At 34.8% G+C, this 23,059-nt stretch carries 30 protein-coding genes; 9 read left to right on the top strand and 21 right to left on the bottom strand.

All coding sequences use genetic code 11. The features are described from left to right. The first annotated feature begins 4 nt into the window (after window positions 1-4). The 9 genes from AC0L3Q_RS09615 to dsrP all read left to right on the top strand — a co-directional run bounded on the left by AC0L3Q_RS09615 (window position 5) and on the right by dsrP (window position 8,783). A complete protein-coding gene (locus AC0L3Q_RS09615; RefSeq protein WP_473286373.1) occupies window positions 5-682 on the top strand; it encodes an ion channel in 678 nt (225 codons plus the stop codon). Window positions 683-721: 39 nt separating this feature from the next. Next, window positions 722-1,777, top strand: a complete 1,056-nt coding sequence (locus AC0L3Q_RS09620) for a S1C family serine protease (RefSeq protein WP_473286374.1) — start codon at window positions 722-724, stop codon at window positions 1,775-1,777. Between the two features lie 158 nt (window positions 1,778-1,935). Beyond that, a complete protein-coding gene (locus tag AC0L3Q_RS09625) occupies window positions 1,936-2,352 on the top strand; it encodes a hypothetical protein (protein ID WP_473286375.1) in 417 nt (138 codons plus the stop codon). Between the two features lie 184 nt (window positions 2,353-2,536). Continuing rightward, complete coding sequence (locus AC0L3Q_RS09630; protein WP_473286376.1) at window positions 2,537-2,770, top strand: hypothetical protein; 234 nt, start codon at window positions 2,537-2,539, stop codon at window positions 2,768-2,770. A 6-nt stretch (window positions 2,771-2,776) separates the two neighbouring features. Further along, window positions 2,777-5,107, top strand: coding sequence for a molybdopterin-dependent oxidoreductase (locus AC0L3Q_RS09635; RefSeq protein ID WP_473286377.1), 2,331 nt, complete (start codon window positions 2,777-2,779; stop codon window positions 5,105-5,107). A gap of 5 nt (window positions 5,108-5,112) precedes the next feature. Next, on the top strand, window positions 5,113-5,805 hold the full coding sequence (locus tag AC0L3Q_RS09640; protein WP_473286378.1) for a cytochrome C: 693 nt from the start codon (window positions 5,113-5,115) through the stop codon (window positions 5,803-5,805). Between the two features lies 1 nt (window position 5,806). Further along, window positions 5,807-6,427 (top strand): cytochrome c3 family protein, encoded by a 621-nt coding sequence (locus tag AC0L3Q_RS09645; protein ID WP_473286379.1) that lies wholly within the window; start codon window positions 5,807-5,809, stop codon window positions 6,425-6,427. A gap of 31 nt (window positions 6,428-6,458) precedes the next feature. Further along, window positions 6,459-7,526, top strand: a complete 1,068-nt coding sequence (locus AC0L3Q_RS09650) for a 4Fe-4S dicluster domain-containing protein (protein ID WP_473286380.1) — start codon at window positions 6,459-6,461, stop codon at window positions 7,524-7,526. 30 nt (window positions 7,527-7,556) lie between these two features. Next, window positions 7,557-8,783 (top strand): sulfate reduction electron transfer complex DsrMKJOP subunit DsrP, encoded by a 1,227-nt coding sequence (gene dsrP, locus AC0L3Q_RS09655; protein WP_473286381.1) that lies wholly within the window; start codon window positions 7,557-7,559, stop codon window positions 8,781-8,783. Window positions 8,784-8,902: 119 nt separating this feature from the next. Here the strand turns inward: dsrP and AC0L3Q_RS09660 are convergent, their stop codons facing one another. From AC0L3Q_RS09660 to AC0L3Q_RS09760, 21 genes are all read right to left on the bottom strand, one after another. Beyond that, a complete protein-coding gene (locus tag AC0L3Q_RS09660; RefSeq protein ID WP_473286382.1) occupies window positions 8,903-9,136 on the bottom strand; it encodes a hypothetical protein in 234 nt (77 codons plus the stop codon). Window positions 9,137-9,151: 15 nt separating this feature from the next. After that, window positions 9,152-9,754: an alpha/beta hydrolase gene (locus tag AC0L3Q_RS09665; RefSeq protein WP_473286383.1), complete on the bottom strand. Its 603-nt coding sequence runs from the start codon at window positions 9,752-9,754 to the stop codon at window positions 9,152-9,154. A gap of 176 nt (window positions 9,755-9,930) precedes the next feature. Then, window positions 9,931-10,311, bottom strand: a complete 381-nt coding sequence (locus AC0L3Q_RS09670; protein WP_473286923.1) for a VOC family protein — start codon at window positions 10,309-10,311, stop codon at window positions 9,931-9,933. Between the two features lie 140 nt (window positions 10,312-10,451). Next, window positions 10,452-11,264, bottom strand: coding sequence for an AraC family transcriptional regulator (locus AC0L3Q_RS09675; protein ID WP_473286384.1), 813 nt, complete (start codon window positions 11,262-11,264; stop codon window positions 10,452-10,454). 15 nt (window positions 11,265-11,279) lie between these two features. After that, on the bottom strand, window positions 11,280-11,669 hold the full coding sequence (locus AC0L3Q_RS09680; RefSeq protein ID WP_473286385.1) for a hypothetical protein: 390 nt from the start codon (window positions 11,667-11,669) through the stop codon (window positions 11,280-11,282). A 57-nt stretch (window positions 11,670-11,726) separates the two neighbouring features. Further along, complete coding sequence (locus AC0L3Q_RS09685; protein WP_473286386.1) at window positions 11,727-13,655, bottom strand: glycosyl hydrolase family 28-related protein; 1,929 nt, start codon at window positions 13,653-13,655, stop codon at window positions 11,727-11,729. Between the two features lie 149 nt (window positions 13,656-13,804). Then, a complete protein-coding gene (locus AC0L3Q_RS09690; RefSeq protein WP_473286387.1) occupies window positions 13,805-14,356 on the bottom strand; it encodes a hypothetical protein in 552 nt (183 codons plus the stop codon). Window positions 14,357-14,524: 168 nt separating this feature from the next. After that, a complete protein-coding gene (locus tag AC0L3Q_RS09695) occupies window positions 14,525-15,079 on the bottom strand; it encodes a hypothetical protein (RefSeq protein ID WP_473286388.1) in 555 nt (184 codons plus the stop codon). Between the two features lie 219 nt (window positions 15,080-15,298). Beyond that, window positions 15,299-15,736: a GNAT family N-acetyltransferase gene (locus tag AC0L3Q_RS09700; protein ID WP_473286389.1), complete on the bottom strand. Its 438-nt coding sequence runs from the start codon at window positions 15,734-15,736 to the stop codon at window positions 15,299-15,301. Window positions 15,737-15,814: 78 nt separating this feature from the next. Beyond that, window positions 15,815-16,375: a helix-turn-helix domain-containing protein gene (locus tag AC0L3Q_RS09705; protein ID WP_473286390.1), complete on the bottom strand. Its 561-nt coding sequence runs from the start codon at window positions 16,373-16,375 to the stop codon at window positions 15,815-15,817. A 167-nt stretch (window positions 16,376-16,542) separates the two neighbouring features. Then, a complete protein-coding gene (locus AC0L3Q_RS09710; protein ID WP_473286391.1) occupies window positions 16,543-16,887 on the bottom strand; it encodes a hypothetical protein in 345 nt (114 codons plus the stop codon). 227 nt (window positions 16,888-17,114) lie between these two features. After that, the gene (locus AC0L3Q_RS09715) at window positions 17,115-17,498 is read right to left on the bottom strand and encodes a VOC family protein (protein WP_473286392.1); all 384 of its coding nucleotides are present in this window, start codon (window positions 17,496-17,498) and stop codon (window positions 17,115-17,117) included. Window positions 17,499-17,532: 34 nt separating this feature from the next. Beyond that, window positions 17,533-18,075, bottom strand: a complete 543-nt coding sequence (gene mog / locus AC0L3Q_RS09720) for a molybdopterin adenylyltransferase (RefSeq protein ID WP_473286393.1) — start codon at window positions 18,073-18,075, stop codon at window positions 17,533-17,535. A 142-nt stretch (window positions 18,076-18,217) separates the two neighbouring features. Next, window positions 18,218-18,424, bottom strand: a complete 207-nt coding sequence (locus AC0L3Q_RS09725) for a helix-turn-helix domain-containing protein (protein ID WP_073312430.1) — start codon at window positions 18,422-18,424, stop codon at window positions 18,218-18,220. A 2-nt stretch (window positions 18,425-18,426) separates the two neighbouring features. Beyond that, on the bottom strand, window positions 18,427-18,867 hold the full coding sequence (locus tag AC0L3Q_RS09730; protein WP_473286394.1) for a DUF2975 domain-containing protein: 441 nt from the start codon (window positions 18,865-18,867) through the stop codon (window positions 18,427-18,429). Between the two features lie 316 nt (window positions 18,868-19,183). Further along, window positions 19,184-19,591, bottom strand: a complete 408-nt coding sequence (locus tag AC0L3Q_RS09735; RefSeq protein WP_473286395.1) for a hypothetical protein — start codon at window positions 19,589-19,591, stop codon at window positions 19,184-19,186. A gap of 279 nt (window positions 19,592-19,870) precedes the next feature. After that, window positions 19,871-20,455 (bottom strand): hypothetical protein, encoded by a 585-nt coding sequence (locus tag AC0L3Q_RS09740; protein WP_473286396.1) that lies wholly within the window; start codon window positions 20,453-20,455, stop codon window positions 19,871-19,873. A 96-nt stretch (window positions 20,456-20,551) separates the two neighbouring features. After that, entirely contained in the window at window positions 20,552-21,145 is a 594-nt protein-coding gene (locus AC0L3Q_RS09745; protein WP_473286397.1) for a hypothetical protein, read from the bottom strand. A 184-nt stretch (window positions 21,146-21,329) separates the two neighbouring features. Further along, window positions 21,330-21,725 carry a hypothetical protein gene (locus tag AC0L3Q_RS09750; protein WP_473286398.1) on the bottom strand — a complete coding sequence of 132 codons (396 nt, stop codon included), beginning with the start codon at window positions 21,723-21,725 and terminating at the stop codon, window positions 21,330-21,332. 4 nt (window positions 21,726-21,729) lie between these two features. After that, a complete protein-coding gene (locus AC0L3Q_RS09755) occupies window positions 21,730-22,122 on the bottom strand; it encodes a hypothetical protein (protein ID WP_473286399.1) in 393 nt (130 codons plus the stop codon). A gap of 462 nt (window positions 22,123-22,584) precedes the next feature. Continuing rightward, on the bottom strand, window positions 22,585-22,923 hold the full coding sequence (locus tag AC0L3Q_RS09760) for a hypothetical protein (protein ID WP_473286400.1): 339 nt from the start codon (window positions 22,921-22,923) through the stop codon (window positions 22,585-22,587). Window positions 22,924-23,059: the final 136 nt, after the last annotated feature.

Here is a 23,059-nt window from a genome sequence, read left to right on the forward strand (position 1 = left end):
ACCTATGCTCGAAAGCTTGTATCCATATCGATTTGAATTATTTTTATTCAGTCAGATAGCAATTCTTTTTGGGTCGTTAATATTCCCCGGAGCCTTTTTCGAAATTGTCATCTCACCAATATTATTTCTGGTGAATCTGGCTGCAGGGGTTTTACTGATTTCCAGAAGAAGAAAATTAATGTGGTTATTTATTGTACTACTGGTAGTATCTGGGATTGTTTTTGGTGCGGATTTATTAGAAGATCAGGATAGCGTATTTTTGAGATTCCTCAACATGATTACCTATTTTTTGTTCTATGGTATGGTAACTTTTGAAATCATATTGCAGATTCTGGAGGCCAAGTTGGTCAATAAAAATGTAATTATAGGATTGATAAGTGGCTACATATCTTTGGGACTGATAGGCTTTTTTATTTGTTTGGGTATCGAAATGGCGTATCCCAACTCTTTTGAAGGATTGGCCGCCACAACTGATCAGATAGAATTGTTTACAGAACGATTGATGTATTATAGTTATATCACATTAATGACTATAGGGTATGGTGAGATTATACCTGTTACTTCCTTGGCTCAAAAAGCCTCAGTTTTGATTGGGCTTCTCGGACAGTTTTATTTGGTGATTGTCACCGCAATTGTCGTTGGGAAGTATATCGGACATTCTCCCCGAAAGCTGGATGAATAGATACTGTTTTATGAATTTAAAGATGTAATGATAAGACCAATGAAAAGAAATTGTTTTTCAAATGTTTACAGTCAAATACTATTTTGTCTTATTTTCCTTTTTACATTAGGAAATACATATAGTCAGAACCTTGCCGATCTCTACAAGGAGATTAGTTCTTCTGTAGTGGTGATAGATGTCGTAAGTATAGGCTCGCAAGGTGAAGGGGTTAATCGAAAGTTAGCCACACAATCTTCACAAGGTTCTGGTTTTTTGATCTCAAAAGAAGGTTTGATTTGGACCGCAGAGCATGTAATTAAGGCAGCAGAAGTGATCACAGTTTCTTTTGTAGATGGAGACAAATATGAGGCCGAGGTTTTATCATCCAACCCTAGTGCTGATGTTGCGCTACTAAAAATTAAAGGAGATTTTCAGGTAAAAGATAAGAACGTGGCCACCATCGGAAACTCTGATAGTGTGCAAATAGGAGAAGACATATTCGTTTTGGGTGCTCCTCATGGTTTTAAACAATCTTTGTCCAGAGGAATTTTAAGTGGTAGACATATTCCTGAAAATATGAGTAACAACTTTGTGAAAGTAGAATTTTTGCAAACCGATGCTGCGATCAATCCTGGTAATTCGGGAGGGCCTGTTTTTAATATGAAAGGCGAAGTGGTAGGCATAGCTAGTAGGATTTATACAGTTTCAGGAGGATTTGACGGTATTGGATTTGCTGTTTCTTCTAATGTAGCACACAAACTCTTAATGGATGACCCGGATACCTGGACAGGGATGGAGGCCAGATTGGTTTCAGGAACTTTGGCCAGAGTACTCAATATACCACAAACAACAGGCTTATTGATTTTGAATACCTCTACTCAAGGTACAGCAGGCAAATTAGGATTGAAGGGAGGTCGCATACCCGCCATTATCGATGGAGAATCAATAATGCTGGGGGGAGATGTGATTTTGGATATTGCTGGAATTAAGTTTGAGAATGAAAACTCCGGGTATTTGGTAAAGGAAAAAGTCAAGAAAATTAATACAGGGGATACCATTGTAGTCACCATTCTTCGGGAAGGACGAGTAGGCACAGTAAAATTTCCTAAACAATAACGAATATTAATTACTACTACAACTACTACTTTAAATAGAAGTTCAATTTATTTAGAACGATTCTGTTTTTTAAGGATTTTATGTTTTGAAAACACTTGGTTTTGAGAAAATTAGTAAATTTAAGTAGTTGCATTTTCACACAACCAAACCATCACTCCATGAAAAAGTTTGTTTTAGGGCTTTTACTTTTTTCTTCTTATTTGTCAATGGGTCAAACTAACGACGAAAAACAACAACAAAGACAAAATAATAAGGTAGAAATCTTCACTTCATCAGAAAAAGACAATTTACAATCCTTTGTTGCTGAGCAGGTAGAAAAAATGAATCTTACTGAAGATTTACAGGATGATTATTACATGATTATTGGGTATCATAGTAATAAGATGGCCAGGTTGAATGATAAAGATTCTGATCTTACAGAACAGCAAATTATCTCCAAATTTAAAATTATACTTGGTATAATGGACAAAGACGTACAAGAGATTTTGTCCAAAGCGCAGTTTGATATACACAAAGAAAGTTTTGATAAAATTGTTACTAGTGTATATAACCGAAGCGGTTGGGAAAAACAGTAAGACTTCGACAAGTAAGTATTGGAAATAAAATAGTCTTTGGATACGCTATTATGATCTCTTGTTGATAAGAGATAGCATTATGTTTTGATAGTAGAACATCAAGATGTAATAATCAATGATCAATATCATTTTTTGTTGCCTATGATTACTACATCTTTAGTATTCATTAATAAACTATTTTATTATGCCAATCAAAAGTTACCTAGCCCATCCACACTCAGGAAAAAAGGAGGAGCTCATAGTTGCACTTTCTCAACTATCAATGTGTGATATCCTTCCGGCAGAGAATAAAGATGTAATTATCCTGATCACAGATACAGCCACCAAGCAGGATGACGAGCGTTTAAAAGCAAAAATTGAAAGTATTTCAAGCTTGAAGTTATTGGCAATGGTATCCGGTTTTAACTCTCCAAACTAATATATTATGGATCATCTAGAACAGATCAACAGAAGGAAGTTTGTAAAACAGATGGCACTGTTATCGGCAATGACAGCTGCGGCTACAATGTTTCCGGGAATTATGTTTGCAGAAGAACAAGAAAAAGGAATCCCGTCTGATGCGAATTTGGATTGGAAAAAAGCACCGTGTAGATTTTGTGGTGTAGGTTGCGGAGTATTGATCGGTACCGAAAATGGAAAAGCAGTGGCGGTAAAAGGAGATCCAAAATCTCCCGTGAATAAAGGACTGTGTTGTGTAAAAGGATATCACTCTATCATGGCGTTGTATGGCAAGGATAGATTGACAAAACCTTTGGTGAAAAAGAATGGAACCTATGTAGAAACTTCTATGAAGGAAGCGTTGGATTTGGTGGCTTCCAAAATGAAAGAAACTATTGATAAAACCGGAAAAGATTCGGTGGCTATTTATGGATCAGGACAATGGACCATCCCCGATGGTTATGCTGCATCCAAGCTTTTCAAAGGATGTATAGGCACCAATAATGTAGAGGCTAATGCAAGATTATGTATGGCTACCGCAGTAACCGGTTTTTTATCCTCATTTGGACTAGACGAACCGATGGGCTGTTATGAAGATATCGATCATGCTGATGTGTTTGTGTTGTGGGGCAATAACATGGCAGAAATGCATCCGGTGTTGTTTTCGAGATTGTTGGATCAGCGCTTAAAAAGAGGAGTAAAGATTATCGATTTTGCCACCCGTACCACAAGAACCAGTATGGCTGCCAACAAATCCATATTGTTTCAACCACAGACAGATTTGGCAGTGGCAAATGCCATTTGTTATGAAATTATACATAATGGATGGATGAATAAAGCTTTTGTTGAAGAGCACTGTACTTTCAGTAAAGGATTGACAAATATGGGGTATGGATTAGAAGATAATTATGCCTTCAGCGATAAGGAAGAGAAAATTACTTTCGAAGATTACAAAACGTTTCTGAACGATTATACTCCCGAAAAAGCAGCACAAATTTCCGGGGTTTCGGTTAGGGATGTTAAATATTTAGCATCCTATTTTGGAGATCCCAATAAGAAAGTCATGTCTTTTTGGTGTATGGGGATGAACCAACATTCCAGAGGAACCTGGATCAATAATTTGGTATACAATATTCATTTGTTAACTGGTAAAATCTCAGAACCAGGTAATAGCCCATTTTCTTTAACCGGGCAACCTAGTGCCTGTGGTACGGTGCGTGAAGTAGGAACGCTTACACATAAATTGCCACATGGTGTTGTGGCTAATAAAAAACATCGAGAATTTGCCGCAAAAATATGGGACGTGCCCGTAGAGAATATTTCTCCTAAACCAACTTATCATACGGTAGAAATGTTTAGAGCATTAGATCGCGGGGATATTCGTTTTATGTGGATACAGGTCACTAATCCTTTTGTTAGCATGCCCAAGCTCAACAGATATAGAAATGGAGCGGAAAAAGAGGAACGTTTTATCGTAGTATCCGATGTATATCCTACACCAACTACCGATGTGGCAGATGTCATTTTACCTTCGGCGATGTGGGTAGAAAGAGAAGGAATGTACGGTAACTCTGAAAGACGTACACAATATTTTGAGCAAATGTTGGAACCACCTGGTGAAGCCATGAGCGATACCATGCAGCTGATTGAGGTAGCAAAACGTATGGGATTCGAAAAACAATTTTACTACAAAGAAGAAACTCATATCGAAGAAATATATAAGGAATACCGTAGGCATCATGAAGGTAAAAAGCACAATATGGCGCCATTAGAAGTGCTAAAAGCACAACCGGGAGTGCTATGGCCTTATGTAGATGGTAAGTCTACCAAATGGCGTTTTAATGCAAAATATGATCCAGCATGTTCAAATGGTAAGGACTTTCATTTTTATGGAAAACCAGATGGTAAAGCAGTAATATGGCAACGTCCCTACGAACCCGCCGCAGAAGAGCCTGATGACGAGTATCCATTCTGGTTAGGAACCGGTCGGGTAGTAGAACACTGGCATACAGGCTCTATGACTCGTAGAATACCTGTGTTGCATCAAGCCATGCCTAAGGCCTATGTAGAATTACACCCAGAGGATGCCAAAAGAATGCAAATCAAAAATGGAGATAAAGTCAAGCTTACTACACGTAGGGGAGAAATCATATTACCAGCTGCCGTAGATCAACGTGGGATTCCGGCACCGATGCAGGTGTTTGTGCCCTTTTTTGATGAAAGTAAATTGATCAATGAACTTACCTTGGATTCGTTTTGTCCAATTTCAAAAGAACCAGACTACAAGAAATGTGCGGTAAAAGTTGAAAAAGTATAAGTAGTATGAAAAAGAGGTTAGGTATTATCGTCATATTCACACTTCTGTTTGCTGGTTTTGTCGCCAACTGGGGGTATAGCTATAAGCAAGGACTTAAGGAAGCGTATACCCCAATTATTAAAGAACAAGCAATTCCTACCATTTCTTCAGAAAAAAAGGTGTTTGAACGTTCTGAGTTGGCACTAAAGTATCTCGAGATGCCGGTGGATTCTAATCATCAGCGCTCGTTAAGCACCTATTATACAAATCGTGCTTACCCAGGAGCTCCTCCTTCAATCCCTCATCCTTTGGTAAAAGGAGAACGCGGTATGGGAGGTAAGGCTTGTTTACAATGCCATCTTAATGGCGGTTTTACAGAAAAGTTTAACGCTTATGCACCAGTAACTCCACATCCAGAGATGATCAACTGTAGACAATGCCATGTTGCACAGTTGGCCAATACCAATTTTAAAGAAACCAATTTCTATAAAATGAAAGCGGCTACAGTAGGGTACAATAATGCCTTGCCAGGTAGTCCACCAATAATGCCTCACCCTATCGATATGAGAGAAAATTGTTTGTCTTGTCATGCAGGTCCAGCGGCACCCAAAGAAATTAGAGTAACGCATCCAGAACGTATCAACTGTAGACAATGTCATGTGCCTGCAAGTAGTGAGATGGTGCAAACTGAAATTTTTACCAGAACCAAAAGTAATTGAAATGAAAAACACAATATTCCATTTTACACTCACTTTACTGGTTATTGTACTCTGCACTTCTTGTAATCATCACGAAGAAGGATACCATTCCTTAAAAGAAAAGATTGAAGCAGAAAGTAAAGATTTCAAAGGAGTACCCATTACATCAGAAAAATATGTTGGTGATATTACAACAGTAGAAGTTATACAAGAAAGCCATTCATTTTTGATTCCTGATAGAAAGGGGCAAATTACCTCATTCCCCTGTAACGAGTGTCATACCAAACCTTTACAAGAGTTAAAGGAAGAAGGAAAAAAGAAAGCACATTGGGATATCAAAGTAGTACATGCAGATCCCGAGGTGATGAATTGTGCTACTTGTCATAATGGAAATAGCATGAATAATTTGCAAAGCCTGGCAGCTGCTTCAATAGATTTTAATCATAGTTATAAGTTATGCGCCCAGTGTCATAGTGATCAGTTCAAAGATTGGGTAGGAGGAGCACATGGAAAAAACATTGGGGGTTGGGCCAATCCAAGAGTGGCGATGACCTGTGTGAATTGCCATAATCCGCATCAGCCTAAAATTGTGTCGAGATGGCCTTCTAGGTTTAATACACAAAAAGTAAAAGAAAGAGAATAGCATCATATAATAACCTTACAAAAACAATTGTATGGATAGCGATAAAAAATGGTTTAAACTGGATCTGGGAGTAGAAACACCTAAGCAAACGGCTTGTGGCTGTGGGAAATCTTCTGGAGGGTGTAACTCACATGCTCAGGAGGATCAAACCACCAAAGATGGCTTTGATCAAGTGTTTGATGTAACAATGGATAGGCGTACTGCTTTTCGAAAACTAACTGCTAGTTTATTGATAGGAGCTGGGGCGGTAAGTTCTTCCTGTAGTCTTACCACCAGTGATGAATCAAAAGAAAAGGCACAAATAGATTGGGAAGAGCAGTTTAAAGGAAATTATAAGTTGATGACCGATGATGAAAAAAAGGCAACGGTAGATCGTTTGGTTCGATCATATCAACTCCGTAAAGGCAAGAATATCAATATGTCTTCTCAAAATGCTTCAGAAGATGTGTTGTTTGGGTATGCCTTTAATATTTCCAAATGTCAAGGATATATGGATTGTGTAAATGCATGTGTAGAGGAAAATAATCAGGATAGAAATTCACAAATGCAGTATATCCGTATTCATGAAATTGAAGAAGGAAAAGGTTTTCAGTTTAATGAAGCAGATGATAATTATTACCACGAAGTCCCCGCTGAAGGACATTTTTATATGGGGACACAGTGTTTTCATTGCGATAACCCACCTTGTGTTGAGGTGTGCCCCGTTCAAGCCACCTGGAGAGAAGATGATGGTCTGGTTGTAATCGATTATGATTGGTGTGTGGGTTGTAGATATTGTATGGCGGCCTGCCCCTATGATGGACGAAGATTCAACTGGAGTACTCCAGAAGTTCCAGAAAATGAAATCAATAAGAACCAACATTATTTAGGGAATCGCGTGAGAAAGAAAGGAGTAATGGAAAAGTGTACTTTTTGTGTACAACGATCCAGAGCCGGTAGAGATCCAGCATGTGTAGAAGCTTGCCCAACAGGAGCTAGAATTTTTGGAAACCTGTTAGATCCCGATAGTACGATACGATGGGTGTTGGAGAACAAAAAAGTCTTCCGACTGAAGGAAGATCTGGGAACAGAGCCCAAATTCTGGTATTTTATGGATTAATGAGTTAAAAACCGTTCCAAAAACAAAACAATGAAAACACTTAGAGTTTTTAGAAGCTTAGTTATCGATAGTCTGGATGTTTCTACCAAAGGATCATTTAAATATTTGTTATGGATGGCCTTTTTGACGTTGGTGATGCTTGTCGGGATGTATTGCTATTCTATACAATTGGAAGAAGGCCTGATAGTTACCGGTATGACAGATCGTGTAAGTTGGGGACTTTATATTTCTAATTTCACCTTTTTGGTAGGTGTAGCTGCTGCTGCGGTAATGTTGGTTATGCCAACCTATGTATTGCACGATATTGATTTTAAGCAAGCGGTACTTATAGGAGAAGGATTAGCGGTAGCAGCATTGATTATGTGTTTGGCTTTTGTTGTTGCAGATATGGGAGGTCCATCGGTGCTTTGGCATATGATCCCGGGCATTGGCGTCTTTAATTTTCCGAATTCTATGCTTACCTGGGATGTGATTGTACTTAATGGGTATTTGTTTATTAATATTACCATTCCTTTCTATATTCTTTTTAAGCACTATCAAGGAAAAGATGCCAACCCCAAAGTGTATGTCCCAGGAGCTATTTTATCCGTTTTTTGGGCAGTGGGAATTCATTTGGTTACTGCATTTTTATATCAGGGATTACAAGCTCGCCCTTTTTGGAACAATGCTTTGTTGGGACCTCGATTTTTGGCTTCGGCTTTTGCGGCAGGACCTGCCTTGATCATTTTGGTTTTGGCCATCATCCGTAAGTTTACTGAGTTTAGTATTGAAGATAAAACCATCAAGAAAATTGCTACTATAGTCACTGTAGCAGCGCAGATCAATTTGATTATGCTCATCTCTGAGTTGTTTAAAGAGTTTTACTTCCCAACTCATCATAGCGAAAGTGCTTTCTACCTGTTCTTTGGACTAGAAGGTAAAACGGCATTGCTTCCCTGGATATGGACAGCAATAACATTAAATGTGATTGCCACCATTCTGTTAACGATTAGTAAGCTGAGAAACAACTTCAGGGTGTTGTATTTATGCTGCTTTATGCTTTTTGTTGCAATTTGGATCGAAAAAGGTTTTGGGTTAATTGTACCAGGTTTTATACCAGGACCCTACGGGAAAATAGCAGAATATATGCCTACAGGTATCGAAATAGGGGTAACCCTTGGAATCTGGGCATTAGGGGCTTTTGTGTTTACCATTTTGGCAAAAACCGCAATAGGTATCGAAACCGGGAAGTTGAGATTCAAAAACAAAAAAAGCTAGTATGTGAAAGGAAAGACGCGATTATGCAATGAGGGTCTTTCATGTTTTATTTGATTTAGAAGTACTTATTCGTTCTTGCCAGAACTTTTACCAGACATGTAGAAATTACAACAGCCTTTCTACTTTTTTTCGGTTTTGAATAGTGCTTCAAATGCATGATATACTGCTTCGTGAAGTGCATCTCCGTGATCTTTATCTTCTAAGAACTTAAAATGAAGTTTAGCATTGTTCTGCTTTAGAAGACTTAGTTTTTTGTACAGCTTTTCGGCAGCTTGTTCCATAATTTCACCTTCTTTTCCTACGGCGACGAATATGGATTTTTCGGTTACAGCTTCTTTAGGAGTATAGTTCAATAAAGATCCATCATCCTACCATAAACTTGGACTTACAATGATGTAGTTGTCAAAAAGTTCAGTTTTTTTCATTAATATTTCTGAGGCCAGCAATCCCCCCAAAGACTGTCCAATAATCGTCTTGGTTTGGTTGGTTCTGAAATGAGCTTTTACAAATGGTTGCAACTCCTTTTCGATGAATTTGATAAAGTGTCCTGATTTACCCGTTGTGGGAAATTCTTTTTTATCCTTTTCGTTTTGAGTAGGATAGGTAAAATCTCTCTTTCTATCTACATTGGCAATACCCACCACAATAGATTCTGGCAACATATTTATCCAGGAAAAAGAGCCAAACTGAACAATACCGGATACATGAATAAAATCTTCATCCTTTGAACCATCGAGCAGATAGATAACCGGATAGGTTTTTGCAGTATCTGAAGTATAGCTCAAAGGTAAATAGATGTTTAAAGTACGAGATTCGTTCAGTATTTCCGATTGAATTTTGATTGATTTACCAATCGAAAACTCAGTTTCACTGATTTTATTGGGTAGTTGTTGTCCATACGACCAAAAAGTAATCCATACTACTACAAGACTTACAATACTTTTTCTAGTGCTTTGATGTGAATTGGTCATGTTGTAAAGTGATATAGATGATAAGTTTTTTGTGGATTACCAAGGTAATGAAATTGCAAAGAATTCCGCTATCGGTTTTATCCTTCAAAAGGACAAGGAGAATTTGACCGAGTTAGGGAATTACTTTGCGGGTGGGGTACGGTAAAGTTTTGTGGAAACGTTATCCTGCGTATGTTTTAATTTTCTGTTTTTGTGTAGGTTACGATATCAATACCAATACCATTGGGATCTTCTATAGCAAAATGTCGATCTCCCCAGGGTTCATCTCTAAGTGCTATTTTGATTTCAATACCCTTTTCCTTTAATTCTTGATATACAGCATCTACATTTTCAACTTCGATAGTAAAATACATACCAGTACCAGCGTATTCTGTTTGGAAAAAGGGTTGTTGGGTGTGGTGGTTGGATTGTGTAAACGAGATCGAAGCTTGTTTGTTTGGAGTGTGTAATAAAAGATAGAATTCATTTTCGAAAGCCACTCCAAATCCCAGGTTATTAGTATAAAAGGCTTTGCTTTCTTTGATTTTTTTGGTGAATATTCCTGCGTTCAGATTCATGATGCTTGTTGTTTGTGCGTGTACCGATCCAAATGAAATAAGTACAACTGCGATTACTATTATATTTCTCATTTCTTATGTTTTGATAACACAAACTTAGCGCAGGATAGGAGAGAGGAATTGTAAAAATCGGACAAAGGCTAATCAAAGGCTTCAGATGGAGTAACCCCGTAAAATGTTTTGAAGTTTTTGATGAAATGGGCTTGATCAAAAAAACCGACATCAAAATATAGTTTGTCCTCTTTTAGGCTTTGCCTAGAAGGTTTTGCATTCAAAATATACTGAAACCGTACTACATTACTGAAGGATTTTGCGGTGGTACCGATATAAAAATTAAAAATTCTACGTAGTTGTCGAGAACTTAGACCAGTATCCAGTTCTCTTTCAGTGTCTAGAAAACCATTCTTCTGAAAAATAAGCTCTAAAGAATTCAGGAATCGAGTATCGTATCGCAACTCCTGATTTTGGATAATATTGGCTAACTTATCGCCCAAGATGGTAGTAATATGAGCAAATGAATCAGATCGCTTTATTTCTGAAACAATCCAATCAGAAAGTTCAGGCAATACTACATTCAAAGGTGGTGATTGATTGCTTAATGTTTTGGCATTGATCCCAAAAAGAAGAGGAAAGGCAGCGGGTAAAAACCGAATCCCAATATAATCAAAGTGAGTACCAATAGGGAACTCGGTATACTTTCTACAGAATCCCATTATAAAATTATCTGAAGGCTGATTGTGATCAAAAAATATGTCAATACATCCATCAGAAACCACTCGGTATACAAAGGGTTTGTGAAGAGGTTTAGGTGTTTTTAATTGCCAAAAACAATACACGAAATTTTCGATAATAGGATTGGGTCGAATTTCCTGATATACAATTTCTTTGTCTTCAGCTTTTACTGTAGGTTGAATAGGTTTGTAATGGTTTTTTATGATTTCAAATTCTTTCATGTCATGTTGATCGAATTATTTTAACCATTTCGGATCCTCAAAATCAGATTTAAAATCTTTTACCTCTTCAAATCCTAATTCCAAGAGCTTATGATATGAAGGAGAATCTTCAAACACCTCAGAGTCCCAGATTTCTATATCCCATAATACATCGGCCATCCACATCATCCATCTTGGTGGTGGCGAGAACTTTTTGAAATAACGAAGTGCATCTTCTTCAGAAAATTGTTGTTGGTCCCACCAAATGCTAAACACCATAACTTGTGTTTCTCCTGATCCCATTCTCCATTCTATACTTAGTGGGTGAGAATCTGGTGAAAATACCCATGGTGGAATTACAGCCCCATACTTTTCTATCTGTTCTTTTTTAATGTCTAGATACCATTCGGATGTACTTTGATCCATTACTATGAATTAGAATTTATAGCTTTTAAAATGTCAGAACCTCTTTTTCTTTATACTTTAATTGTTGAGATTTTCTACATCATTATTGATAATATACCATTTTTCCCCATCGCTCATCATAGATACGGTATCATTTTTGGTTTTTAGTGAAAAAATGATTTGACCATCAATTGTTTGGTTTGTTTTTGGGACGATACTCAATTGCCCATCAGATACCAATTTGATAGTTAGGGGATTTATTCCAACACTTGCTGAAGGTAGAAAAATATTTATGTTGCCAGAACCAATAATAATCTTATCGGTTGATAGTACATTATAATTATTGTTTATGACTTTTGCTTTAGTAGAATTGTTAAAAAATAATTGATTATAACCGTTTCTAAATAAATCCAATTCCAGCGTATTTTCAAATCGTGTACCAGAAAACGAAATATTACTACATTCTTTTGTGTTTAACCAATATCTTGTACGTTTAATATTTACCTCGACGTTGTCAATGATCTCCGTAGCTATTCCATTTACGTAGGTGTCTTTGAATTGAAAATCTTCACAGTTTTCAAGAATAATGGCATCCACAGCAGTAACCCCAGTATAACCTGACCCATATATTTGCGTATTTTGAATTAGGTTGTTGGACATTTTTTGATTGGTCTCAAGACTAATAAATTTAATTGCGGACGTAAAACAATTTTTGAAAATGTTTCCTTTAAACTGATTGTTACTTCCCAAATGTATTTTATCATCGGGATCAAATTGCGTTGCATCAAAAGATTGTATTCTTAAAGCAGCTCTTCGATCTTTCCCTGTATTCACAAACATGTTCTCATTGCAAATGGACCAACGAGGCCCCTTAAGTAAGATCCCGTTTCCTCTGTTGTTAAAAATATGATTGTTTCTAATTATTGCCCAAATAGGTTTGCCTAGTACTATACCATGAGCAGATCCAGAGGTGATATCAGAAAAAAACTTATTCTCTGCAATGACGCCACCATCCAAATACCCTAAATCAATTGCTGATTCTGAGAGGTTAATGAAAATATTGTTTTTAATGTCTATATCAGCTATTCGAGATACACTTTTAGAGTGTATTCCAAAATTACTATTAGCGCTATCTTTACTACCAGTAAATCTGCAGTTAACAATTCGAGTCCTTACTTCTTGTCCATTTTCTTGGGGGTTTTCAGATTCTGCCATTAATATTCCTGCCGCTTTAACGGTACTTCCAGGATCATTATTTGTAATAGAAAATGTACATTTATCTACGATCAAATCTGCAGTGTAAAAAGTCTCAATTCCGATATGTCCCTGAAGAATTAAATGTTTAAATTGAATGCCCAATAAGTAGTTAGTTACCCCTATACCTTTTACTTTAAATAATGGGTTGGTATTGGATGTATTAACAATTCTACTAGGACCTCCCTGATTGTTTCCTTGAATTAAACTATGATCTATAGATTCATCAATTACTAGTGACTTATCAATTTTATACTTGCCCTTTGGGAAGAATAATATCCCTCCAGAATATGATTGATCAGTACTTTTAGGTAATAAATTTATTGCAGTTTGTATTGCAGAATAGTCATTGGTAGTACCATTTCCCTTTGCCCCAAACCACTGAGGGTATATTTTTTTGACAATTGGAGTCCCTATTACATCTCCATCACCATCAAAGATTTGGTAAATACCGGCTTTAATATATCCATTTACATTAAGTTTAGCACCTGGGCTAACTATTATTTTGTTTCCTTTAAAAAAATTGAGTTCTATTCCTGACGGAATTTCAAAATCGTCCATTACGATAATATCTCCTTTTATAGTGATAGTACCATTTCCTCCGACGGCTTCTATAGCTCTAGACAATTCATTGTTTAGTTCATTGTTGTTATCCTGTATACCTCCAGTACTTACAAATTCAGTAGTTTGCTGGCCGAAAGTAGAAATTGAAGTTGCAAGGATCAAAAAATAATAAAAAACTTTGCTTTTCATGTATAGTGTATTTTAACAAATGTTAGTTATGATATATGTTGTAAGAGAGCAAAATGTTACCCCTAATTTTTATTTCATAACTTTTAGATAATAATACTTTCTGGCAAATCGATTTTACATTTATTAGAATTTGAATAGAATACAATACATTATTCTTCCACAGGCACATTATCTGTATTATTGATTTCCCATATAGCATCTTCATACATCGAGGTATATTGAATTTTAAACTTCCATTTTGGATTAAGGCTGATGGGATCTAGCTCTAAATATTTGGTAAGTTGAGGTAATTTGGCAATAGGGATATCAAATTTGTAAATGACTAGAGTTTCGTTAGAGGATAGGGTAGTATAATCTTCCACAGAAGCGGTTTCAGCAATATTGCCATACTCTTCAATTTGTGGAAATTTTTTAATCGCAAAAGCATCGAAGTCTAGTTTGTACTGCTCTTTTTTGTACAGAATATTCGCCTTTTGCACAATGGCAGGTCCAAGCCCTTTGTTTTTTACCCATTGGGTAAATGAAACGATAGAATCTCCTGTAGTTTGTGTAATTCCAAATGAAAGACGAGGTTTAACCGAAAGCTTGCTTTGTCGGTTAATAATATTGGTTTGATAAATAAAAATAATCAATGTCAGGATACTCACAATCATTGCTGAAAGACTTAGAATTCTTTCTGTCTTGGGAAACTTTATTTTCATGAACCGCAATAGTTAATTTGTTTTACTTTTTCTATTCACAATGAAGAATACAAATAAACACTATTTTTTTCGGTTTTTGCATTTGATATCCTGAAAGGCAAAGTGGATCCTGGTAATTCTAAGTGATGTACGATTACATTGATTTTTGCAATTGACGAGTACAATTAATCATTCTTCAAATTTTTCTTTCCCAACAAGAATAAACCCAATTGATACTCCCAAATAGCTATTGTCGATGGTTCCGACGATCTGATCATCGGGGATTTTAATATCAGCTTTTGGTATAAAATTATACTCCAATCCAAATCTTGTGTTCCCAAGTTGGAGCCCTCCTCGTATCAAAAATCCAAGCTGGTTCTTAACATTGCCTTCTACTGTTAAAGCAGTGTTTCTATTTGAAACATCAATATTGTTGAATAGGTAGTATCCAGTACCCAATCCCAGGTAAGGTTTAATGCGATTGATGTTGAAATAATAATCAAATGTGGGTACAAATGAAATGATACCATTGTCATCTAATTCATCGATAAAAAAAGACGAATCGTTGTCGATGTTTATTTTTTGAGGATTTACTGCAATTCCAAATCTCAACCCGATGGCAGTTTTTTCTGAAGCCTTTACATGTGGTTCAATATTGAGCAGTAGTCCTAAGTTTTCAGAATCATTTTCGAGAAGCACTCCCGGCTCTACTTTTAATTTAACCTGAGCATTTAAACCAAACACACAGAAAAACACTACTATAAATACTAATCTTGTATTTAGCTGAGTGTTGCGGGCAGAAAAATGGTGAGGTCGAAAAATTGTAATACGTATTTGTTGTTTAGCTATTACTTATTGAACGTCGGTTTCTGTTAATCATTGTAAGAATAGTTATAGTACATATGTTGAATATAGGTTTGATATTAGTTAGGGTTAATCGTCAATAACATTTACGGAATAGCACTATTTTGGTTTTTCCATTTCATAGAGATCAAGCCCTTCTCCCCAATAATTTTTTTCGATTCGATAGGTGTTAAATCCAAATATTTCAAAAAACTGATAGGCATGTTGTGAGGTGGTTACTACAAATTTTTCTACGTTACTATGGTTGTTTAACAGTTCTAGACAATGGTATACAGCCTGTTTTCCTAGTCCTTGCCCTGCATATTCGGGATCAAAGAATATCCAGGTGATTCGGCCAGATTTGTCATTTTTATTTACATAATATCCTGTGCCACCTACAACACGATTGTCAACCTCAATAGTCAAATAAGTTGAAGCGTTTTCTTGTAAATATGCCTCAAAATCCTGGATTTCTTTTTTATCAAAAAAATGAGGAGTATTCAAGGCGAAAACCCTCAATAGTTCTTCTTTATCAGCTGATGTATATGGTCGGATCATTTTATGTTTTATTTTGCTTCAAACTTATATTTGGAATCTTTGAATAAGCAGAAGGTTAGTGAATATAAACAAAGCTTTTTATACCACATTTTTGAAAAAATCATTTCCAAAATATAATACAGCCAAACTAATCAAAAGACAAGGAAATAACTCACTCACAAACCCAGTTGGGAATCCGTGCTGTATAACCACCAAAAAGAAATAAATGATATACCCCAATCCGAATTTTAAGATCCGTGTAGTGCCACTTATTTTTTGACTTAGAAATACGATAAAGAATGGAAGAAAAATGCTTACTAGAAATCCTCCAAATATACTATTTGTATTTGCATTAGAATCTAGTGTCAGAAATCCGATGATTCCTATTAATATTAAATTAAGTGCTATGAGAAAAAAGAGGTTTACTATTTTCTTTCCAATGTTTTTTTCTTGATTTTTCTTTTCTTCCGAAATCAACTCCACTGGATCAATTTCCAAAACCTCACAAATCAAACTAAGCGTTTTACCTCTTGGTTCATTTTCTGAGTTTTCGATTCGTTGAATGGTTCTTAAGTTTACTTTTGCTTGTTCTGCTAATTCCTCTTGTGTAAGTCCTTTCTTTTTTCTGATTTCACTTATTTTGCTCGCAATCCAATTCATTTTCTTGTTTGTTTTATTTGGTGCTAAAAGTAGTGATTCACCCAAAGTATGATAACGGTTTTTTATTGACTTTTATACGGCATTTGTTTTGTTATCAAATGTCATAGCGTTGTCTAATGTATAGAAGTATCATAAGAAAGTATGTATTAGTTTAATTTCTTCTGGGATTAAAATACATCGCTTGTATATCCAACAGCACTACTGATCTTTTGAATAAACTTTTTATTGGATTTGGTTGTGCCTTGAATGGTATACATAGTTTTACCCTCTGCGTCAAATAATCTTAAAACATTAAAAATGCCATAATACTTGGTTTTTGCAACTTGAGACCAAGGATAATTAACACTATTCCCTTTTTTGATGATTGTAAAACCATATTTATTATAGCTAATCTTCGTGCCTATATATCGAATTAAGACTAAACCAACATATGCACCATATCCGGCAAAAAAAGTAATTACAGGAATACCACCAATAGATAGCAAGCCTTCTTTTTGTATTAAGATGACCATCCAAAAGATGGAGAATATCGTTATAAAACAAAAAACAAGCACAACAATATAGGTGAGTATTCGATAGAATAGGGGGTAAGTATGATGTCTCCAGTTACTTTGTTTTTGTGAATTTGCCTTTCTGCAGCTTCTTTGGTCATACGCCTTTTTGATTATTGATAGGGAATCTCTAAGGTAATGAAATAGTATTGAAGTATCCTGTTTTATTAGGCCGTTAAAATAAAAAACTATATATCTTCATTAATTTCGATCCAATAGCCATTAGGATCTTGAAAATAGATCTGTTTGACCCCATCTTTTCGAACATAATCCTTATTTGGCGTATCTCGCCAGTCAGAGTAGTTAATGTTTAATACTTCCAGATGTTTAATAAATGGACTTAGATCTTCTGTGGCCAGTGCAAAATGAACAGCTTTATTGGTTTTTATCTCTGCATCCGGGCGAGGAATGAGGTGCAATTGCTTGCCTTCTCCTAGGGATAACCATCTGGTTTTGGAGTTGGATGCTGTATTCTCAATTTCATCAAGCTGTAGTACTTTTTTATAAAAATCAATAGATTCGTCAACATCTTTTACCGAAAGCGCAATATGATTGAATGAAAAAGCAGGCATTTGTTTAGGTTTGATAGTTACAACTACAAATTAATTATTTTTTCTTTGGTCTAAAAGGTTGTATAACTTCTTCATCGCATTCCAGAAAAGGTCCATCCATAAGATCTATGCAATAAGGTACGGCTGGAAAAACGGCATCCAAACATTCTCGTATCGATTTTGGCTTTCCGGGTAGATTGATGATTAAACTTCCTCCTCTAAGACCCGCCGTTTGTCGCGATAGAATAGCAGTGGGTACATATTTTAAAGATTCAGCTCTCATCAATTCTCCAAATCCTGGCATCATACGATCACACACTGCTTCGGTAGCTTCTGGGGTAACGTCCCTTTTAGCAGGTCCCGTACCTCCTGTGGTCACCACCAGACAACAATTTTGCTGATCAACCATATCAATGATGGTTTGTTCAATTACTTCTTGCTCATCAGGAATTATCTCATATACTTCGGTCCAATCAGAAATCAGGTATTCATTAAGGGTGTGTATGATTGCTTTACCACTTAGATCTTCGTACACACCTGCACTGGCTCTGTCACTTACTGTAATAATTCCTATTTTGATCTCTTTGTTTACTTGCATTCAGAATAATCTTTTGTTATCGTTGGTTTAGGCCTGGTGAGGCGTATTTGTTTTTGCTTTTTTAAATGGTGTTATAGTGCTTTCAAAATGAGTACTAAAGTAGCGAAATTACAACGATTTCAATCTTACTTATTGAGTAGGTTTAATCTTCTACATATTCTAAAATGTCCCCAGGTTGGCAATCCAATGCTTTACAAATAGCTTCTAGTGTCGTAAATCGAATTGCTTTGGCCTTACCCGTTTTTAATATAGAAAGATTTGCAGGTGTGATTCCCAGTATTTTTACCAGTTCTTTTGATTGCATTTTTCGTTTTGCAAGCATCACATCTAGGTTAACTATTATAGCCATAATTATATAGTTAATTCGTTTTCTTCTTGTAGTGAAATTCCCTTTTTAAATACATCAGCCAAAAAGAACATAAAATACCCCAAAATCAAAAACACTAATAGTTCTGTTGATAAAAGGTCAACAACTCTACTTGAAGTTTTTGCCCAGGCGAGAAAAGCGATATCAATAAGTAATGTTCCAAATGCAAAAGCGAGAAATGATTTTCCAGCCTTTTTAAATGCTGCGCCCACTTCTTGTTGAAAAATTTTTCTTTCTGCCAGAAGTTTTGTGGTGTTATTAAGTTGATAGAGCCCCAAGATGATAAACCCAAAAACCAGAATATAGGCGATAGCAAAAATAAGATATGCGGTTATCGAAATCTGTACGTCACTGTTGACTATATTGACTTTAGAGAAAAAGGTTCCTCGGGCAAGCTCCATTTTTTTATCAGTTGAAAAGTCCATTGTAAATCATCGGTTAGTTTACCAATAACGAAGATAATTCCGATAATGTATATGGTGTTAAAAGCCTGAATTCCTGTATCCTTTTTTTTTGATATACTACCCATTGTAAAAATATTTTGTTATTGCTAATCTATAAAAAATTATTGAAAAACAATAATTAAATATTTAAAAATGATAAAAAATTAGTTTTGGGAGTTGATTTTCAGGTGCTTGTTTTTTTGATGGAGAAGATAAAAGAGCTTTATAGCCACTTTTATAAAACGAAGATTAAACGAGTAGGAAGGAGAGATGAATAGCAAAAAGTTTACTCCATTTTTTAAATTCCACCATTTTCAGTTTTTTGGTAATTCAGACGTCCATTTTGAAATTCAAAAATGACTCGTGTCCAATCGCTCAAACTTAAAAATAAGTGATTTTTTCTTTTTAATTCCGCAAAATATGGAATCAGCGTTATGTTAAATTGTCCATCTTTTATTGTCAGAGGAAAAATCTTCACATATCTTAATTCACCTTTATTTTCATTAAATATTTTCTTTCTATTTCCTAATCCGATTTTTTGAATTCGATATCCGCTTATCGAATCAGGCATTTTAGATAGGTAATCTTGATACTCAATAAAAATTGTTTTTGGTTGCTTTACTTGTGAGTATTTGTTGTAAAACGAATCAATTTCAACTATGTATTTTTCAATTGAAGTCAAGTACAAAGAATCTGTTTCCGACATTTTTATTAATTCCGAATTCTGATTTTTATTTTGTCCGAATGAACCGACTGAAATAAAAAGAAATAAAAATATGGTTAGAAATCTGTTCATTTAAATTATGCACAACGTTTAACATATGTGTCGTAGCAGAGCAAAAGGTTACCTTGTTTTTCGATCTTTCTGTGCATTGGTTGCTAACTTTTGCCTTTTGCTAGCATTGTGTCTAACCAAAAATACAACAAGCATTCCATTGATCACTTTGCTGCTATGATCACATATATGGTGTTGTAACACGCTCTACTATTTTCTTTCAAAGATCAGTTTTTTAATGTTTTCGAAACTTTCAATTTTTTTTAAGAGTTTGTTCGTTATGATTTCATTTGCTGTAATTCCAATGTTCTTTTGAGCATCGTGATTTGTAATCAAGATATAATCATCTTTATTTAACAGCTTGAAGTTTTCGCTTACCCCACTTCCCCAAGTGTCATCAAAATCTCCAAATGGATTAGGAAAATATGACTTCATCCAATTTTCAAATTCGGGAAGGTTAATTTTATTCTTTGTGTATAAATAAAAGTAATGTCCATATCCATATGGATAGTAAAAATCATTTTTAGGATGAATTAGAATATCAGAGACATTTTTTTTAGATAATCCAAACCAAGTTTTCTTTTCACGTTTTAGAACATCATATTTCACGTTTTTAGAGTCCAGTTCATTAGGTTCCATATTATACAGATAGTCATTTTGGATGAACTGATAAACTTTGTAATCTTCAAGTATTAATTTTTTGAAAATATCGATTTCACTCAATTCTGTTTTAAATTCTATTTGAATTGATTTTGTTTTTTCAATCGGGTGGAGTAGTGCTATTATATTTTTCAATGCTTTTGTTAAAATGTGTTACAACGTCTCTTGTATATTGCGTTTGCTTCACGAAGGGAGCCTAGGCAATATACAAATTGTTGTGTGTAGTTTTCCTTATTTCAAACTAATCCAATTTTGGATTTCCATTTTTATTTTTTCTAGCTCTTCAGTAATTACAAATTCTTTATCTTTCTTTTTCTCTTGTCTTAGGTATATTAGTTTTTCATATATCGGATAAAATTCCATTGAAGTTTTTAAGTAAAATCTATCTTTTAGGTATATAAGAATTTTGTTAACAGCTCTTTGTATTTTATTTTCTTTTAAAAGGCTTTGAATATCATTTATAACGGTTTTTGAGATGTTAAATTCATTCCAATGTTTAATATTATCAAGAAAAGAATCTGTCGATAGTATTAATCTACAGCTTTCTTGCTTTTTTAGTAGAAACGAAAGACATTCTATTTTTTCGTCTAAAGGCATTTTACTAGTGGTATCGTTTTCCAATAAATCTCTCAATTTTTGACCTAGTTCATAACCTGTACCAAAACCGATATAATACTCAGTTCCAGGTAAAGTATAGTAATCAGGCATTTTTAACTCTTTTAAGCCATTGTTTACCATAAATCTAGTGATATCAACTGAGTTGTTTAAACCCTTTATACGTCCGTCAATTATTCCTTTACTAGTAGGATGATACATTCCTCCCATATTGTTTTTGTAATTAAGTCTGTTTCTAATCTGGACTAATATCAAATTTTGTTTCTGATATACAGTGTAATTATATTTTTACAAAATTTCTCAATTTCATATTTGGTTAGTTTCAACAGATTAATTGAATTCTGATATTGGAATTACACACAACGTTTAATGTAAAATGTGTTTTAATGCATTTTTACATAGTGTTAGCAATAGTTTTTATTTTTAATTCAATTCCAATTTCAGGTTTTACTTTCTGTTTTTTGTTTTCAGGTTTAAGTAAATACCAATAGATTCCATTTTTTCGTTTTTCCAATTCTTTTTGAACCGCAACTTCTCTATCTTCTATTGTCTTAAATACACTACTAACGTGCATATATTCAGTTTCACAGTCAAAGTATTTCTCAGAATCATTTGCAACTAGTAAAGTTCCTGAAAGAACTCTTTTTTTAACAATCCAAGATTCCTCTGTATTCAAATCAATAATTTGGGCGCCAGGTGGAATACCATTTTCAAAATGTTGTAGTTCCGTCATTAGACCTACTCTTGAAATATTAAAACACTCAATGATTTTTATGAAACCTGATTCCATTGATTTACAAATAAATTTTCACTTCTAAACCTTGCTCTATCGACTCTTTAAAGAAAGATTTTAAATTATCTATATCATTATTTATGTCCTTCAAAGCATAATCATCCGTTGTCCAAAACTTTAAAATCTTTTCCGAGTCGACTTTAGGAACAAACTCTTCTTTATTCAGTATTCTGCTGACTCTTTCAATTTCGTTTCTCAGTTCAGATATTTTGTCCTGTTTATACGTTTGTAATTCGTCTATCCATTTGTCTGAATTGAGGTCTAAATTCAAGAGTATTGGGAACTCATCTCTTATGTTTTTAGGTAAATGTCTAGAACAATAAATTAGAAAATTAGGAGCCATCTCAGAAACAACTTCTTCTTTTTTATTTAAAGCTCTCATCCATCTTCCCATAATTTTTGTTTTAATGACACACAACGTTTAATATATGTGTCGTAGCAGAGCAAAAGGTTACCCTGTTTTTCGATCTTTTTGTGCATGGGTTGCTAACTTTTCTTTATTGCGATTGCTGCGCCTTACCAAAAATATAATAACCTCTCGATTGATCACTTAGTTGCTATGAGCACATATATTGTTGGAAATAGTTATTTTTTTAATTGTCTACTTTTTATGATTGCAAATACAAATACAATCAACACATGAGTCAATAAACATAATCCTAATCTAAACAGAAATCCTAATCCATATTCGTCATGACCTCAAAATGATTTTCCATAAATTAAAAACCCAACATATGCAATTATTAAAATTCCGTTTACGATGAAAAACTTATTGAATTTCTCCCAACCTGAAAGCATATAGATACTTGCAATCCAAATAATAATCGGAACAAGAATGATTAATATTATTTCCATATTAGTCGGTCTTATTTTTGTTAGCAATGTTTGAGAAAATATTTCTTAATTCGCTTTCTTCTGTCAATTCAAAAATTTCAAGTAAAGAACAGATACTTTCAACTTCCCAGGCATACTTTGAAAGGTTTTGATTATATTTTTTCAACAGTTTCTTCAGACTTGTTTTAGTAACAGTTTCTCCAGTTTCTTTTTCAAGTACAGTCATAAAATTATTTAAAGATTCCTGAGATGTCATTTTCCAATCCCTTTCTGCTTCAAATATTTTTTCTGCAATCTTTTTATCAGTATCGTTTTCAAATCTATTATCCTCAATCAAGTCAAATAATTTGTCAAAAGTCATTAAAGGGATTTTTGTCATATTAATCAAATTCGGTTTCGGATTTTAGTTTGTTCTAATTATTGCCAACGTTTAACATACGTGTCGCAGCAGGGCAAAATGTTACCCTGCTTTTGCATATCTCCACGCAGCGATTGTT

Source organism: Aquimarina sp. KJ22-3, assembly GCF_055808215.1.

Excerpts from the sequence above, each read along its gene's own strand:
- AC0L3Q_RS09710 (WP_473286391.1), bottom strand. The coding sequence starts at position 16,887 with ATGGTCATCTTAATACAAAAAGAAGGCTTGCTATCTATTGGTGGTATT.
- AC0L3Q_RS09735 (WP_473286395.1), bottom strand. The coding sequence starts at position 19,591 with ATGTCGGAAACAGATTCTTTGTACTTGACTTCAATTGAAAAATACATA.
- AC0L3Q_RS09730 (WP_473286394.1), bottom strand. The coding sequence starts at position 18,867 with ATGGACTTTTCAACTGATAAAAAAATGGAGCTTGCCCGAGGAACCTTT.
- AC0L3Q_RS09650 (WP_473286380.1), top strand. The coding sequence starts at position 6,459 with ATGGATAGCGATAAAAAATGGTTTAAACTGGATCTGGGAGTAGAAACA.
- AC0L3Q_RS09715 (WP_473286392.1), bottom strand. The coding sequence starts at position 17,498 with ATGCCTGCTTTTTCATTCAATCATATTGCGCTTTCGGTAAAAGATGTT.
- AC0L3Q_RS09755 (WP_473286399.1), bottom strand. The coding sequence starts at position 22,122 with ATGGGAAGATGGATGAGAGCTTTAAATAAAAAAGAAGAAGTTGTTTCT.
- AC0L3Q_RS09640 (WP_473286378.1), top strand. The coding sequence starts at position 5,113 with ATGAAAAAGAGGTTAGGTATTATCGTCATATTCACACTTCTGTTTGCT.
- AC0L3Q_RS09685 (WP_473286386.1), bottom strand. The coding sequence starts at position 13,655 with ATGAAAAGCAAAGTTTTTTATTATTTTTTGATCCTTGCAACTTCAATT.
- AC0L3Q_RS09675 (WP_473286384.1), bottom strand. The coding sequence starts at position 11,264 with ATGAAAGAATTTGAAATCATAAAAAACCATTACAAACCTATTCAACCT.
- AC0L3Q_RS09665 (WP_473286383.1), bottom strand. The coding sequence starts at position 9,754 with ATGACCAATTCACATCAAAGCACTAGAAAAAGTATTGTAAGTCTTGTA.
- AC0L3Q_RS09760 (WP_473286400.1), bottom strand. The coding sequence starts at position 22,923 with ATGACTTTTGACAAATTATTTGACTTGATTGAGGATAATAGATTTGAA.
- AC0L3Q_RS09620 (WP_473286374.1), top strand. The coding sequence starts at position 722 with ATGAAAAGAAATTGTTTTTCAAATGTTTACAGTCAAATACTATTTTGT.
- AC0L3Q_RS09625 (WP_473286375.1), top strand. The coding sequence starts at position 1,936 with ATGAAAAAGTTTGTTTTAGGGCTTTTACTTTTTTCTTCTTATTTGTCA.
- AC0L3Q_RS09670 (WP_473286923.1), bottom strand. The coding sequence starts at position 10,311 with ATGAATCTGAACGCAGGAATATTCACCAAAAAAATCAAAGAAAGCAAA.
- AC0L3Q_RS09745 (WP_473286397.1), bottom strand. The coding sequence starts at position 21,145 with ATGGGAGGAATGTATCATCCTACTAGTAAAGGAATAATTGACGGACGT.
- AC0L3Q_RS09635 (WP_473286377.1), top strand. The coding sequence starts at position 2,777 with ATGGATCATCTAGAACAGATCAACAGAAGGAAGTTTGTAAAACAGATG.
- AC0L3Q_RS09750 (WP_473286398.1), bottom strand. The coding sequence starts at position 21,725 with ATGGAATCAGGTTTCATAAAAATCATTGAGTGTTTTAATATTTCAAGA.
- AC0L3Q_RS09725 (WP_073312430.1), bottom strand. The coding sequence starts at position 18,424 with ATGGCTATAATAGTTAACCTAGATGTGATGCTTGCAAAACGAAAAATG.
- AC0L3Q_RS09615 (WP_473286373.1), top strand. The coding sequence starts at position 5 with ATGCTCGAAAGCTTGTATCCATATCGATTTGAATTATTTTTATTCAGT.
- AC0L3Q_RS09630 (WP_473286376.1), top strand. The coding sequence starts at position 2,537 with ATGCCAATCAAAAGTTACCTAGCCCATCCACACTCAGGAAAAAAGGAG.
- dsrP (WP_473286381.1), top strand. The coding sequence starts at position 7,557 with ATGAAAACACTTAGAGTTTTTAGAAGCTTAGTTATCGATAGTCTGGAT.
- AC0L3Q_RS09680 (WP_473286385.1), bottom strand. The coding sequence starts at position 11,669 with ATGGATCAAAGTACATCCGAATGGTATCTAGACATTAAAAAAGAACAG.
- AC0L3Q_RS09700 (WP_473286389.1), bottom strand. The coding sequence starts at position 15,736 with ATGATCCGACCATATACATCAGCTGATAAAGAAGAACTATTGAGGGTT.
- mog (WP_473286393.1), bottom strand. The coding sequence starts at position 18,075 with ATGCAAGTAAACAAAGAGATCAAAATAGGAATTATTACAGTAAGTGAC.
- AC0L3Q_RS09705 (WP_473286390.1), bottom strand. The coding sequence starts at position 16,375 with ATGAATTGGATTGCGAGCAAAATAAGTGAAATCAGAAAAAAGAAAGGA.
- AC0L3Q_RS09690 (WP_473286387.1), bottom strand. The coding sequence starts at position 14,356 with ATGAAAATAAAGTTTCCCAAGACAGAAAGAATTCTAAGTCTTTCAGCA.
- AC0L3Q_RS09645 (WP_473286379.1), top strand. The coding sequence starts at position 5,807 with ATGAAAAACACAATATTCCATTTTACACTCACTTTACTGGTTATTGTA.